This is a genomic window from Glutamicibacter soli (assembly GCF_003309065.1).
Lineage (GTDB): Bacteria > Actinomycetota > Actinomycetes > Actinomycetales > Micrococcaceae > Glutamicibacter > Glutamicibacter soli.
Map to the genome: position 1 here is coordinate 195,860 of NZ_POAF01000001.1, position 13,292 is coordinate 209,151.

The following is a 13,292-nucleotide window of genomic DNA, read 5'->3' on the forward strand; positions in this document are numbered from 1 at the left end:
CTTACCGGGATACGGTGTCTCCCGCGGATCCCGCGGGCGGGATATGCGCTGCGTCGGAGGCCAGGTACTCGTTGAGGTATCCCGGGTCGGCGAACAGCCCTTCGGTGTACAGCTCCAGCGTGGGCAGGGCGATTTGTCCGTAGTAGTCCTTGACCACGGTGGAAAAGTCTTCCGGATCCTTCGGCGGGTACAGCGCAAAGTAGAGCACCAGCGCTCCCAGCGACTGCAGGATCAGGTAACGTGCCCGGGCCGGCTCGTTGCGGCTCGGGACGATCAGGCCGCTGGATACGGCTTGGTCCAGCAGGGCGAGAGCCTCGTTGATCAGCTGTTCGGTGAACTGCCTTCCGGCCTGCGCGCCCTCGCGCGCGGAGCGCAAGATGTACAGCAACAGAACCCCGCTCTCCCGCGAGGTAGGCAGGTGGTTGAGCACCTGGCCGGGATTGACGCGCAGGGACTCTTCCTTCAGCCGGCGGTAGCGTTCGAGTACCGTGGCATCGCACTCGGCGCGCAATGCCTGTTTGGACCCGAAGTGGTGCCGCACCAGCCCGGCGGTGACCTGTGCGCGGGCGGCGATGGCCCGCAGGGATTCGTCGAATCCCTGCGCGGCGAAGGCCTCGATTGCGGCGTCGCGCAACCTGGCCCGTGCGGTCAGATCATCCTGGGCTGTACTCACGTATAGGAGGCTACTCCGGTGTATAGGAGTTGGCAATGGGTTTTTCCTACGGGTTTCAGTCCCTTGTTTCGCCCCGGTTCAACCGGTCTCAGCGAACCGCCGCGGCACGCAGCTGGGTGAGCGCCATTCCCGCGGTGAGCAGGGATTTTCCTGTGTCACCTGCGACCAGGCCGGAGGGCATCGCTCCGGCCCAGTGCCAGCCGTGCCGTGCCGCCAGCTGTTGCAGGTTCTCCAGGTTGCTCCAGTGCAGGACGGTCGGCTGCGCGGGGTAGCTTCCCAGCAGCAGGGTGCCCGAGGCGAATCCGCGGTTCACGGCCGCCTCCAGGGTCAGTGCGGTGTGGTTCAGGGTGCCGAGGTCCGGGCGCGAGACCACCACCAGCGCGGCCCCGAGCGCTCGGGCCAGATCCGCGATGTTCTCCCCTGCCGCGGTGAGTTCCACCAGCAAACCGCCTGCGCCTTCGACCAGCACGGTGTCGTAGTCCGCGGCCAGCTGGGTGATGCGTGCCAGATGGTCGGCCAGCACCGGAAGCTTCGCCACGGCGGCGGACCCGCCCTCGACCAGCGCTGCGTCCACCGGCGCCATGGGCTCGCGCAGCCGGATGCCTTCGGCAACCAGCAGGCCGGTCGGATGCCCGAGCCAGGCGGCGATGTTCTGGGCATCGCCGGCCTCCCCTGGCTGTACCCCGGTCTGGGTGGGTTTGTAGACCGCGACGCGGCGTCCGGCGGCAAGCTCTCGGGCGGCGAGGGCGGCGGTGGCGACGGTTTTGCCCACATCGGTGTCGGTTCCGGTGATGACGTGGATCATGGCTGGGTCCTTTCGAAAGTGGCGCGGCGAACGCGGACTGTAGTCGGTGATTGGAAGGAAACCAGATGGCCCCAGGGTTCGTTGCTGTCGACGAGTTCCAGTTTGGGCCATGCCTCGGCGGCGGTGCGCAGCACCACCTCGGTTTCCATGCGGGCCAGTCCGGCGCCCAAGCAGCGGTGCAGCCCGAAGCCGAAGACCAGGGAATCGTCCCCCGACTCGGCCAGTTGGCCGCCGGACAGGCGCAGCACCAGTTCATCGCCCGGGGCGAAGCGTTCGCCGTCCAGCTCCGTATCGACCCGGGTGATGCGGCGCCAGGTGGGGACCGAGCTCGCTTCCAGGAGCACCCGCTGCACCACCCGGGAGCTGGCGGCGTCGCCAGTGCCCGGATCGGCGCAGTCGGCCCAGTCGCCGTCGTGCAGGGCGCAGAACAGCGCGCTTTGGATGAGCATTGCGGTAGTTTCCTGCCCGGCGATGCCCAGGAAGTAGGCCAGCGAGACGATGCGTTTGGCGTCCACCCCGGCCTGGTGCAGCGCGGCGTAGAGGTTTCCGTCGTCCCTCGCCAAGGCATCGGCCACCGTGCCGCGCAGCCAGGCGTGGTATTCGACGGCGCTGCGGGCCAGCTCCTGCTGGCGCTGCGCATCAGGCCAGCCCCAGAACAGTTCCAGCGAGTCCCGGCTCCATCGTTTGAGCTTCTCAACCGGCGGCACCGGAGTTCCGGTCAAGCGGGCCATGACCTCGGGCGGGATGACGGCGGCCAGCTCGACGGCCAAATCCAGCTCCGCCCCGGCATCGAGCTCTTCGCGCAGCTGCCGGCACAGCTGCCCGGTGCGTGAGGTGATGAACTGAGCCTGCGCGGCGACCTTGGCGGGGCTGAAGAAGCCGGCGACCACCCGGCGCACGGCCAGGTGTTCGGGGCCGGTGGCGCTGGCGAGCACCGGCGGCAGCGCGAAGCGGCCGCGGGCCAGGACGCGCAGCGTGGCAGGAGCCAGCTCGACCGCTGCATGCAGCGCGTTGGCCGGGGTGAAGTCCTCTGCGCGGCGCAGGATTTCGCGGACCGTCGCAGGGTCTTCGATGCTGCGGTAGCGTCCGGTTACCGCATTCGGCAAGACCTCCTGCAGCGGCCGGGCCAGGGGTGCGCCGGCCGCTGCCGACAGGGATCCGGCGTAGGGGCAGCTCATGCTTCAACCTCCAGGATGGCGCCGATGACGCTGCGCAGCGCGGCGGCCAGGGTGTCGGGATGGTGGTGCGCGTGGGCGGTCAGCCGCAGCCGGGACACGCCGTCGGGCACGCTGGGCGGGCGGAAGCAGTTCACTGCGTAGCCGCGGTCGCGCAGCAGCGCGGCGGCGGCCGCGGCCTGCGCGGGAGTGTTCATGCGCACCGACTGCACAGGGCCCGCCGAGGCTTCAATGCGGCCGGCCAGCCGCGGCTCGGCGGACAGGGTGTCGCGGATCAGCCGGGTGTTGGCCGCCAGCTGCGCGATCCGCTCGCCGGTGGCCAGGCTCAGCGCGGCCAGCGCCGCGCCCGCGGCGGCCGGGGCCAGCGCGGTGTCGAAGATGAAGGTGCGGGCGGTGTTCAGCAGGTGCTCGCGCCACAATTCGGCGTCGTCTCCGCCGAGGAGCACCGCGCCGCCCTGGGCGCCCAGCGCCTTGGACAAGGTGGCGGTGGCCAGCACGTGTCCGGCCTGCTCCAGTCCCGCCGCGCGCACGGCGGATCCGCCGGGCACCGTCGCCAGCGAATGCGCCTCGTCGACCAGCAGCACCGCCCCGTACTCGGCGCACAACGCGGCAGCCTGCTCCAGCGGTGCGGCGTCGCCGAGCACCGAGTAGAGCGATTCGAGAACGAGCACCACGCGCGGCTTGGGGGCCGGGGCGTCGCGGTTGGCGCGCAGCAGCTGCTCGGCGGCGTCCAGGTTGTTGTGCTCGAAGCTGTGCCAGTCGGCGCCGGAGAGCTTGGCCCCGTCGAGAAGGCTGGCGTGGGCGTGGGCGTCGAGCAGGAACAGGCTGCCCGGTCCGCCCAGCGCGCCGAGCACGCCGAGGTTCGCGGTGTAGCCGCTGGAGAACACCAGCGCCTGCGAACGGCCGGTGTAGCTGCACAGGGCGTTTTCCAGCTCGCGGTGGATTTCCCAGGTGCCGGAGGCGACCCGGCTGGCCGAAGCGCCGGCGCCAGCGATGCACAGCGCGTTGATGGCTCCGGTGCGCACCACCGGGTGCGCGCCCAGGCCCAGGTAGTCGTTGGAGGCCAGGTCGTAGCGGGTGGAGCGGGCGCTGTCGGTGCGCTGCATGTCCCGCTTGGCGCGCACCGCTGAGCGTCCGTGCAGCCAGCCATCCCAGGCCGTGGTCGCAGGAGCGAGCGTCAGTTCAGCCACCGTGGACCTCCGATACCGCGCCGGTCAGGGCCGTGCCCAAGGTCTGCAGCTGCCCGTCGGTGCAGATGTACGGCGGCATCACGTAGACCAGGTCGCGGAACGGGCGCACCCAGGCGCCGCATGCAACGGCGGCGCGGGTCACCTCCGCGACCTTGACCGGTTCGTGCAGCTGGATCACCCCGACCCCGCCGAGTACCCGCACCTGCCGCACGGCCGGCAGCTTCCGGGCGCCGGCCAGCGAGCTGTTCAGCCCGCGTTCAAGCCGGGCCACCTGGGCCTGCCACGGCGCAGGTTCGGAGTCGGCCGCACCGGGAGAGGTGAGCAGATCCAGCGAGGCGCAGGCCACGGCGCAGGCCAGCGGGTTTCCCATGAAGGTGGGACCGTGCAGCAGCGCGGATCCGGCGGTGGCTCCGCCCGAGGCCAGCACCCGGGCGATCTTGTTGGTGCAGAGCATCGCGGCCAGGGACAGGTAGCCGCCGGTCAATGCCTTGCCCACGCACATGATGTCCGGCTCGATGCCTGCGTGCTCCACGGCGAAGAGCTTGCCGGTGCGCCCGAAACCGGTGGCGATCTCGTCAACGATCAGCAGCATCCGGTGCTCGTCGGCGATCTCGCGCAGCACCTGCAGCACCCGCGGCGGGTAGATGAACATGCCGCCGGCGCCCTGCAACAGAGGTTCGCAGATGATGCCGGCCAGCTCTGCGGCGTGTTCGGCGGCCAGCCGGCGGGCCCGGGCTGCCCAGAGCTCCAGTTCGTCCTCGTCGTAGAGCCAGTCCCCGGCGATGGTGCGCTCGGCGGCGGGCGGGCGCGGGAGGAACAGCTGCTCGCTCGCCAGCGGGGCAAAGGCGGCGTGCATGCCGTCGACCGGGTCGCACACGCTCATGGCGGCGAAGGTGTCTCCGTGGTAGCCCCCGCGCAGGGCCAGGAAGCGGCGGCGTTCGGGCCGTCCGCAAGCGTCCTGGTACTGCAAGGCCAGCTTGAGCGCTACCTCGACGCTGATGGATCCGGAGTCGGCCAGGAACACGTGGCGCAGTCCTTCCGGAGCGAGCCCGACCAGCCGTTCGGCCAGCTCGATGGCGGGTTCATGGGTCAGCCCGCCGAACATCACGTGGCTGAATGTATCGATCTGCGCATGCGCGGCGGCGTCCAGCACCGGGTTACGGTAGCCGTGCACCATGGACCACCAGGAGGCCATGCCGTCGATGACCCGATGTTCAGCGCCGCGGGCATCGCGCAGCGTGAGTTCGGCCCCGCCGGCCCCGCTCACCGCGTAGAGCGCGCCGGCATCCAGCGGCGCGTAGGGGTGCCAGAGCAGCCCGGAATCCCTGCTCAGCAGGTCGGTTGCGGTGCTCATGCGTTCGGTCCTTGCTGGGTTCCGGCGCCACGGCGGCGCAGCACCGGTTCGCGCGCGGCGCTCGGTCCGCAGCCGGTGGCGGCACTGCCGCATCCGGTGCCGCAGCCGCTGGCGCAACCGCCGGCCGGGGCTTCGTGGGCGGAGGCCGCGTGGGCCGCGTGCTGCAGGCGGCGAGCCACCTCGGCCGGGCTGGAGGCCTCCTGGCCCAGGACCACGAAGCCGGCGTCGGCGATCATGTCCAGGTCCTTGGCCGCGCCCTGGCCTTCGCTGGTGAGGTAGTCGCCCAGGAAAATCGAGTTGGCGACCTCCAGCGCGGTGGACTGCAGCGAGCGCAGGTGCATTTCGCGGCCGCCGGCGATGCGCAGTTCCTTGTCCGGGCAGGCCAGACGCACCAGGGCCAGGATCCGCAGGCAGGCCAGCGGGGTCAGCAGCCAGGTTCCCTCCATCGGGGTGCCGTCGAAGGGCATCAGGAAGTTGACCGGGATGGACTCCGAGCCCAGCTCACGCAGGGCGAACACCGCCTCGATGAGCTGCTCCGGGGTTTCGCCCAGGCCGACAATGAGCCCGGAGCAGGAGGACAGGCCGGCAGACTGCGCCTGCTGCACGGTGTCCACCCGGTCCTGGTAGCTGTGCGAGGTGCAGATCTCCGGGTAGAGCGATTCGGAGGTGTTCAGGTTGTGGTTGTAGGCATCCGCCCCGGCGTCCTTGAGCCGCGCGGCCTGCCCGTCCTTCAGGATGCCCAGGCAGGCGCAGACCTCGACCTGCGGGTGCTCTTCCTTGAGCTGCTCGACCATGGTGGCCACGCGGTCCACGTCGCGGTCGGTGGGGCCCTTGCCGGAGGCGACCATGCAGACGCGGGAGGCGCCGCCGGCGATGCCGTAGCCGGCCTGGGCGACTGCCTCGTCGGGCTTGAGCCAGGTGTACTTCAGGATTTCGGCCTTCGAGCCCAGTCGCTGGGAGCAGTAGGTGCAGTCTTCCGGGCACAGGCCCGACTTCAGGTTGACCAGGTAGTTGACCTTGACGGTGTTGCCGAAGTGCTTGCGGCGCAGGGTGCCGGCGGCGCCGACCAGCGGCAGCGTGGCGAAGTCGGGGGTGGCCAGCACCGCCAGCGCCTCGGCCTCGGTGAGGCGGTGCCCGGCGGCGATGCGGGCGGCGAGCTGGTCTGCGTCGAGCGCCGCCGGTGCGGCGGTATCTGCGGCTGCGGTGTTCAAGGTCATGGCGGTGCCTTTCGATCGCGAACCCGTTCCGGAGCGCTGCGGGGGCGCGAGTTTTTACCCGCCACAGCTTCCTTGAACGGTGTTCAATGTGTATTGATTACACACCGTACACCCATGTCGGAGTTTTCTTGAACACCGTTCAACTGTGTGTCGTGAAGATCCGAAACCACGCGGACTTTCGCAGCTGGCCCGGATCACCCGGGGCGCAAGAGCGCGGCAGACGCTACGCGGTGAGGTCATTTTCCCTTGATTTTGGCGGAATTCGACGGTTCGCCGGCGCGCTTCCCAGTCCCTGCAGGATGCGCCGCCCCGTGGATCCGCCAAGCCCCAGGGCTCGCCGCGTCCACGCACCGACTTGCCGAACTCGATCACCCCTCCATCCGGCGTCGATCACTCGCGCCCCGGTTGTCGGGCAGCAAAAAGCGCGCCGCGGTCCGAGGGATTTCACTCTCGGGCCGCGGCGCGCTCATTCAACGTTGCAGGCCTGCTTGCAGCCGGCCTTCGGCCTATTCGACCTCCAGCCAGGCGGCGGCGATGGCTTCGCGCACCTCGCCGAGGGTCTGCGGGATCGCCTTGGTGCGGGCGATGATCGGGAAGAAGTTCCCGTCGCCGTTCCAGCGCGGCACCACGTGCTGGTGCAGGTGCGCGGCGATGCCAGCTCCCCCTGCCTCGCCCTGGTTCATGCCCAGGTTGAAGCCGGCCGGGTTGGACACCGCGCGCAGCACACGCATCGACTTCTGCGCCAGGGCCGCCATTTCAGCGGTCTCCTCCAGCGTGATGTCGGTGTAGTTCGGCACGTGGCGGTACGGGCAGATCAGCAGGTGGCCCGGGTTGTACGGGAACAGGTTCAGGATCACGAAGCAGGTTTCCCCGCGGTGCACGATCAGCGCCTCACTGTCGGTGCGGTGCGGACCGGCGCAGAAGGGGCAGCTCGCCTCGTCCTTGACTTGATCCTGGCCGCCCTTGATGTAGGCCATCCGGTAGGGAGTCCACAAGCGTTGGAACGAGTCGGGCACGCCGGCGAGTTCGAAGTCGTCGGTGACCTGTGCGTCCTGCGGATACTGCATGCTGGTGGACTCCCTATTCCGGTGTGCTTAGTTGTTGTTGTCGCGGCTCTTGATGACTTCGACGATGCGGGCAACCGCCTCGTCGACAGGAACCTGGTTGTCCTGGCTGCCGTCACGGAAGCGGAAGGAAACCGCGTTGGCTTCGGCATCCTCGCCGCCGGCGATGAGCACGAACGGGATCTTTTCCTTGGACGCGTTGCGGATCTTCTTCGGGAAGCGGTCCGAGGAGTCATCCAGCTCCACACGCACACCCTGAGCCTTGAGCTTCGCGACGACCTCGGCGAGGTAGTCGTTGAAGGCCTCGGCCACCGGGATGGCGCGAACCTGCACCGGGGCAAGCCAGGCCGGGAAGGCGCCGGCGTAGTGCTCGGTGAGCACACCCAGGAAGCGTTCGATCGAGCCGAACTTGGCGGCGTGGATCATCACCGGCTCCTGGCGGGAGCCGTCGGCTGCCTGGTACTCCAGGCCGAAACGTGCCGGCTGGTTGAAGTCGTACTGCACGGTGCCCATCTGCCAGGTGCGGCCGATGGCGTCCTTGGCCTGGACCGAGATCTTCGGGCCGTAGAACGCGGCGCCGCCCGGATCGGCGACCAGTTCGACGCCGGTTTCGGTGGCAACGCGCTCCAGCACCGCGGTGGCTTCCTCCCACTGCTCGTCGGAGCCGATGAACTTGTCCGACTCCGGATCGCGGGTGGACAGCTCCAGGTAGAAGTCGTCCATGCCGAAGTCCTTGAGCAGGGACAGCATGAAGTTCAGCAGGTGCTCGACCTCGGAGGGGGCCTGCTCCTTGGTGACGTAGGAGTGCGAGTCGTCCTGGGCGAAACCGCGCACGCGGGTCAGGCCGTGGACCACACCGGACTTCTCGTAGCGGTAGACGTGGCCGAACTCGAACAGGCGCAGCGGCAGTTCGCGGTAGGAACGTCCGCGGCCGCGGAAGATCAGGTTGTGCATCGGGCAGTTCATGGCCTTCAGGCGGTATTCCTGGCCCTGCTTGGTGATGTTGCCGTCTTCATCGCGCTCTTCATCGATGTGCAGCGCCGGGAACATGGTGTCCGCGTAGTACGGCAGGTGGCCCGAGGTGTGGAACAGCCCGTCCTTGGAGATGTGCGGGGTGCCCACGTACTGGAAGCCCTCTTCCACGTGGCGGTCGCGCACGTAGTCTTCCATCTCGCGCTTGATGATGCCGCCCTTGGGGTGGAACACCGGCAGGCCGGAGCCCAGCTCGTCAGGGAAGGAGAACAGATCCAGCTCGGCGCCCAGCTTGCGGTGGTCGCGGCGCTCGGCCTCGGCCAGGCGCTCCTGGTAGGCCTTGAGGTCCTCCTTGGTCGGCCAGGCGGTGCCGTAGATGCGCTGCAGCTGCTTGTTCTTTTCACTGCCCAGCCAGTAGGCGGCGGCCGAACGGGTCAGCGAGAAGGCGTTCTTGATCAGCTTGGTGTTCGGCAGGTGCGGGCCCCGGCACAGGTCCTTCCAGAGCGTTTCGCCGGACTTGCGGTCCACATTGTCGTAGATGGTGGTTTCGCCGGCGGCGACCTCGACGGTCACGCCCTCGCCGGAGGTGTCGGCCGAATCAGCCTTGGCCAGCAGCTCGCACTTGTACGGCTCGTTGGCCATCTCGGCCTTGGCCTCCTGAGGGGAGACCTCGCGGCGGGAGAAGAGCTGGTTCTGGTTGACGATCTTGAGCATCATCTTTTCCAGCTGCTTCAGATCTTCGGGAGTGAACGGCTCAGCGACATCGAAGTCGAAGTAGAAGCCGTCGGTGATGTACGGGCCGATGCCGAGCTTGGCATCGGGACGCAGCTGCTGCACCGCCTGGGCCATCACGTGGGCGGTCGAGTGGCGCAACACCTCCAGACCCTCAGGATCGGCGATGGTTACCTGGGTGACAGTGGTTCCGGCTTCGAGTTCGCGGGACAGGTCTCGCAGTACGCCGTCGACGTGCATGACTACAACGTCTTTGTCCTTGGCGAAGAACTGCAAACCGGTCGTTCCCGCGTCCACCTGTACCTGCTCGCCGTCGATGGTGAGAGTCAGCTGCTCGCTCATGAGATCGGGTTCTACCTTTCAATCTGTGATGGCTTCATAGCTTGTGGCATACCTTGGCCACAGCCAGCCAGAACCCAGTTTAGTTCAGCATTGCGCTGCGCAACCGGTTCACTTCGGCTTTTGTGCCGTTTGTCCGCCCGAGTGTGACCCGTTCAACAGCTCATCGGCCGACAACAGCCCCGAATAGTGCCACAGCTTGCGTTCGGAGACCGGTTGCGAGCTGGCGATCTTCCCGTTCTTCTGATCCTCGCGGAAGGCCGGGATCACCGCATCCAACCGGCGCTGCAGCTCTTGGCGCTCGTCCTCGGTGAGCATCAGGTTGCTGGTGCTCAGCTGCGCCAGGTCAGCCCTGGCCTCGCCGCTGTCGTACCAGCGCTGGGCGTGGGCCAAGGTGGCCTCGAGGCGACGCTGCTCGTCGTGAATGACCTGCCCGAGGTAGGCGTTCATGGCAGTGGCCGACCCGTCCTCGGTGCGGTCTGCGGGCTGGCCAGTGGTGTAGCCGGTGGCGGCCGGGCGCCAGACGCGGTCGCGTTTGTCGCGCGCCAGCTCGGGAGCCTCCTCGATCATCTCCGCTTTGGCCAGCTCGCGCAGGTGGAAACTGACCTTGTTCGGGGCAAGACCCAGCAGCTCGCCGATATCCGAGGCGCGCCCGGTGCGCATGGCAGCCAGCGCGTCGAAGATCTGCCGGCGCAGCGGGTTGGCCATGGCCTTGAGCATGGGCGTGGTGAACGTGACGTTCGACTGTGCTTGAGTCATGGATTCAGCATAACAATTGCTCAAATAAAATTGCGCAAGTTCTATTGCGCAACTTTATTTGCGGGTTTATGGTTGGTGCATGACCACGGACCAGACTCCCCTGCTTCAGTTGCAGACGGCCGACGCCGGCGCCGGCGCACAGCGGCTGCCGGCGTTGCGCCACCAGCGCAGCTACCGCATCTGGTGGGTTGCCGACACCACGGCCCTGCTAGCCGGTGGTATCTACGCCTTCGTGCTGCCGCTGATCCTGCTGGCATTGACCGGTTCGCCGGTGCAGGCAGGCACGCTGGCAGCCGTGGGCCTGGCCGCGCGGGCAAGCCTGACGCTGCTTGGCGGCTCCGTGGCCGACTGTTCCGACCGGGCGCGCATGATGCTCCTCGGAGGGATTTGCGGTGCAGCGCTCACCTCGGCACTGGCAGTGGCCAGCATCAGCGGGTCGCTGAGCGCCGCAGTGCTGTGCGTCTCCCACGTGCTCATGGAACTGCGCGGAGGCTACTTCGGCACTGTCACGAATGCCGCGCTGAAGGACGTGGTCCATCCCAAGCAACTGGGACGAGCCATGGCCGCAAACCAGGGGCGCGATTCGGTGCTCATGCTGGGAGCCGCCCCGCTGGGCGGACTCCTGCTCGGACTGGGCGCGGCATTTGCCCTGCTTGCCGTCAGTTTCCTGCAGCTACTCGCAGCCGCCTCGGGGTTCGCACTGCGCGGGCCGTTGCGCGCAGCTGAAGCCGACTCCAAGCCCGTAGAAAACTCCCCTGCCGGCAGCGCAGCGGTCTCCCCCGGCATCGCGGCAGGCATGCGGTGGTGTTTCGCCAGGCCGCAGCTGCGCAGCCTGCTGATCCTGATCACCGTCATCAATATCGGAACCAACGGGCTGAACACGACGTTGATCTACGGACTGCAGCAACGCGGCGAAGCCCCCTGGGTGATCGGCCTGGTATCCACATTCATGGGGCTGGGCATGTTCGCCGGCTCGCTGTTCGCCGGACGCCTGATCGAGAAGTTCCGGACCGGAGTGCTGGCCTGCAGCTGCTTGAGCGTTCTGGGCGGCGCGATGCTGCTCATGGGGTTCAACACGAACCTAATCTGGCTGGGCGCCATGCTGCTGATCGCCTACCTGAGTGTTCCGGCGCTAAACGCGTCGGTCGGAGGCTATTTCATGGCAGTGGTGCCGAGGGAGATGGCAGGACGCGCCAACTCCCTGATCTTGTTCATGGCCCTGTCGGCTTTGCCGCTGGCGCCGTTTCTCACCGGGCTCGGCCTTCAGTGGTTGGGCATGGGGCCGACCTTGCTGTTCTTCAGCTCCCTGGTGATCGTTGCAACCGTCGCCGCCTGGTGCTCACGGCACGTGCGCGGCATCCCGCACCCGGATCACTGGACCAGCGAACCGGCGAGCGCAAATTCTCAGATCGAAGCGGAGGCGAGGGAATCTGCAGACGTGGTGTCTACAGAGGGCGAGCTGCCGCAGGCTAAGGAGAACCGAGCATGAAAAACCATCCAGCATCAAGGTCGTCAGTTTCTGCCGGGAGGCTTGGCTTGCGCCGCATCCCCAGCAGTGAACAGCGCAACCATCACGCGCCGCGCAGTATCGATCAAGAGTTCCGTGCCCAGCGTGAGCGCTATTTGTCTTCGCCGCGCAATGAGCAATGGATCTATCTGTAAGGGCTACGTCGGAATTCGGCAATCGTTCTTATCAGGTTTCCATGGCGCAGCTGCTTGCACATTCCGCAGGTAAGGCATGGTCAGGCAGAGCAATCCCTGTCAGGGTAATGACAGGGGTTGCTCTGCCTCTATCATTCGAGGTCAACGCACCCTAGGCTGGTCATATGAACAAGTCGGCCCCGCCGACCATCAGCGCGATCACCCTCGGCGTGCGTGATGTCGGTGTTTCAACCAGGTTCTATACCGAGGGACTGGGTTTCGAGCTGGTGCAGCCAGCCCATCCGGAGATTGCCTTTGTCCGCGCCGGGCATTCCTTGATGCTGGCCTTGTGGGACATTACGCAGATGCCCAACGAGTATGGCGACATCGGGCACGGCGAGAAGGCTCCCCCTGTTTCGCTGGGGCACAATGTGCACACCGATGCGGAAGTTGAACAGCTCTACCGGCGAGCGCTTGATGCCGGGGCCCAGTCCGTTACGGCTCCTACCGTGCAGCCGTGGGGCGGGATGAGCGCCTGCGTGGCCGATCCTGACGGGTTCCGCTGGGATTTTGTGCACAATCCGTCATTTGTCATTGATGCGGACGGCCACGTGTCCTCGGTGTAGCGGGTTCACGTTTACCTGGTTCTTTCCAGTGCGGGGGAAGATGAACCTATGCCCTCGCACGTTTATTTTGATTTCTTTGGCACCTTGGTGCGTTATGACCCGTCGATCCTGCCGAGCGCGTTCAACGCTCCGCTGGAATTTGCGCGCAGGGCTTCGGTTCGGGTGGGCCAGGCAGAGGCCGATGCGTTGTGGACTCGCGCATGGGATGAGCTGGATTCGACGGCGCACCGCTCCGGGCGTGAGTGTTCGATGCTTCAGATCGCCCGGCGCTATTGGGAGCTGCTCGGTTCTCCGCCCGTAGCCGAGAATGAGCTTGCCCGCCTGGTGCGGGAGTATCTTGCCGTATGGAGCGCTCAGGTTGCCCCCGCAACTGGTGTCCGGACGTGCTTGCAGAATCTCTGCGCAGATCATGTGCTGAGCGTGGTGAGCAATACCCATGATGCGGCGTTGGTGCCGCGGCTGCTGCGCGAGCTGCAGTTGGACGCGTACTTCGACAGGGTCTTCACCTCAATAGAGCTGGGGTGGCGCAAACCGCACCGGCAGATCTTCCAGTTGGTGTTGGACGCGCACGGGATCACTGCGCAGGATGCGGTGTTCGTGGGAGATAACTGGGATGCGGACATCCAGGGTCCGCAAGCGGTCGGGATGCGCGCGTTCTATGTCGGCGCACCAGAGTCTGGCCGGGAACCGGTTTCGCTCGCGCTGCTGCCCGGCATGGTACGCGGATCCTGACGACCTGATCCCC

The 13,292-nt window shown here is 67.1% G+C and carries 13 protein-coding genes; 4 read left to right on the forward strand and 9 right to left on the reverse strand.

Features of this window, described 5'->3' with window-relative positions:
• Position 1: 1 nt before the first annotated feature.
• From C1H84_RS00935 to C1H84_RS00975, 9 genes are all read right to left on the reverse strand, one after another.
• The gene (locus tag C1H84_RS00935) at positions 2 to 673 is read right to left on the reverse strand and encodes a TetR/AcrR family transcriptional regulator (RefSeq protein WP_160309083.1); all 672 of its coding nucleotides are present in this window, start codon (positions 671 to 673) and stop codon (positions 2 to 4) included.
• An 88-nt stretch (positions 674 to 761) separates the two neighbouring features.
• Positions 762 to 1,478 (reverse strand): dethiobiotin synthase, encoded by a 717-nt coding sequence (gene bioD / locus C1H84_RS00940; RefSeq protein WP_113606301.1) that lies wholly within the window; start codon positions 1,476 to 1,478, stop codon positions 762 to 764.
• A complete protein-coding gene (locus tag C1H84_RS00945; RefSeq protein ID WP_113606302.1) occupies positions 1,475 to 2,656 on the reverse strand; it encodes a cytochrome P450 in 1,182 nt (393 codons plus the stop codon). Before C1H84_RS00945 ends, bioD begins: the two co-directional genes overlap by 4 nt.
• Positions 2,653 to 3,843: an aminotransferase class I/II-fold pyridoxal phosphate-dependent enzyme gene (locus tag C1H84_RS00950; RefSeq protein ID WP_244910772.1), complete on the reverse strand. Its 1,191-nt coding sequence runs from the start codon at positions 3,841 to 3,843 to the stop codon at positions 2,653 to 2,655. Before C1H84_RS00950 ends, C1H84_RS00945 begins: the two co-directional genes overlap by 4 nt.
• Positions 3,836 to 5,197: an adenosylmethionine--8-amino-7-oxononanoate transaminase gene (bioA, locus tag C1H84_RS00955; protein ID WP_113606303.1), complete on the reverse strand. Its 1,362-nt coding sequence runs from the start codon at positions 5,195 to 5,197 to the stop codon at positions 3,836 to 3,838. Before bioA ends, C1H84_RS00950 begins: the two co-directional genes overlap by 8 nt.
• Positions 5,194 to 6,414, reverse strand: coding sequence for a biotin synthase BioB (gene bioB, locus C1H84_RS00960; RefSeq protein WP_113606304.1), 1,221 nt, complete (start codon positions 6,412 to 6,414; stop codon positions 5,194 to 5,196). Before bioB ends, bioA begins: the two co-directional genes overlap by 4 nt.
• Before the next feature lie 506 nt (positions 6,415 to 6,920).
• A complete protein-coding gene (locus C1H84_RS00965) occupies positions 6,921 to 7,481 on the reverse strand; it encodes an HIT family protein (RefSeq protein ID WP_053798199.1) in 561 nt (186 codons plus the stop codon).
• Between the two features lie 27 nt (positions 7,482 to 7,508).
• Positions 7,509 to 9,524: a threonine--tRNA ligase gene (thrS, locus tag C1H84_RS00970; RefSeq protein ID WP_113606305.1), complete on the reverse strand. Its 2,016-nt coding sequence runs from the start codon at positions 9,522 to 9,524 to the stop codon at positions 7,509 to 7,511.
• Positions 9,525 to 9,632: 108 nt separating this feature from the next.
• Positions 9,633 to 10,280 (reverse strand): winged helix-turn-helix domain-containing protein, encoded by a 648-nt coding sequence (locus tag C1H84_RS00975; RefSeq protein ID WP_082344767.1) that lies wholly within the window; start codon positions 10,278 to 10,280, stop codon positions 9,633 to 9,635.
• 79 nt (positions 10,281 to 10,359) lie between these two features.
• On the opposite strand from C1H84_RS00975, the gene C1H84_RS00980 reads away from it, so the two are divergent.
• From C1H84_RS00980 to C1H84_RS00990, 4 genes are all read left to right on the forward strand, one after another.
• The gene (locus tag C1H84_RS00980) at positions 10,360 to 11,769 is read left to right on the forward strand and encodes an MFS transporter (RefSeq protein ID WP_113606306.1); all 1,410 of its coding nucleotides are present in this window, start codon (positions 10,360 to 10,362) and stop codon (positions 11,767 to 11,769) included.
• On the forward strand, positions 11,766 to 11,942 hold the full coding sequence (locus C1H84_RS18155; RefSeq protein ID WP_181728000.1) for a hypothetical protein: 177 nt from the start codon (positions 11,766 to 11,768) through the stop codon (positions 11,940 to 11,942). The genes C1H84_RS00980 and C1H84_RS18155 overlap by 4 nt, the downstream gene beginning before the upstream one ends.
• A gap of 164 nt (positions 11,943 to 12,106) precedes the next feature.
• Positions 12,107 to 12,547 carry a VOC family protein gene (locus C1H84_RS00985; protein ID WP_113606307.1) on the forward strand — a complete coding sequence of 147 codons (441 nt, stop codon included), beginning with the start codon at positions 12,107 to 12,109 and terminating at the stop codon, positions 12,545 to 12,547.
• Between the two features lie 48 nt (positions 12,548 to 12,595).
• Positions 12,596 to 13,279: an HAD family hydrolase gene (locus C1H84_RS00990; RefSeq protein ID WP_113606308.1), complete on the forward strand. Its 684-nt coding sequence runs from the start codon at positions 12,596 to 12,598 to the stop codon at positions 13,277 to 13,279.
• Positions 13,280 to 13,292: the final 13 nt, after the last annotated feature.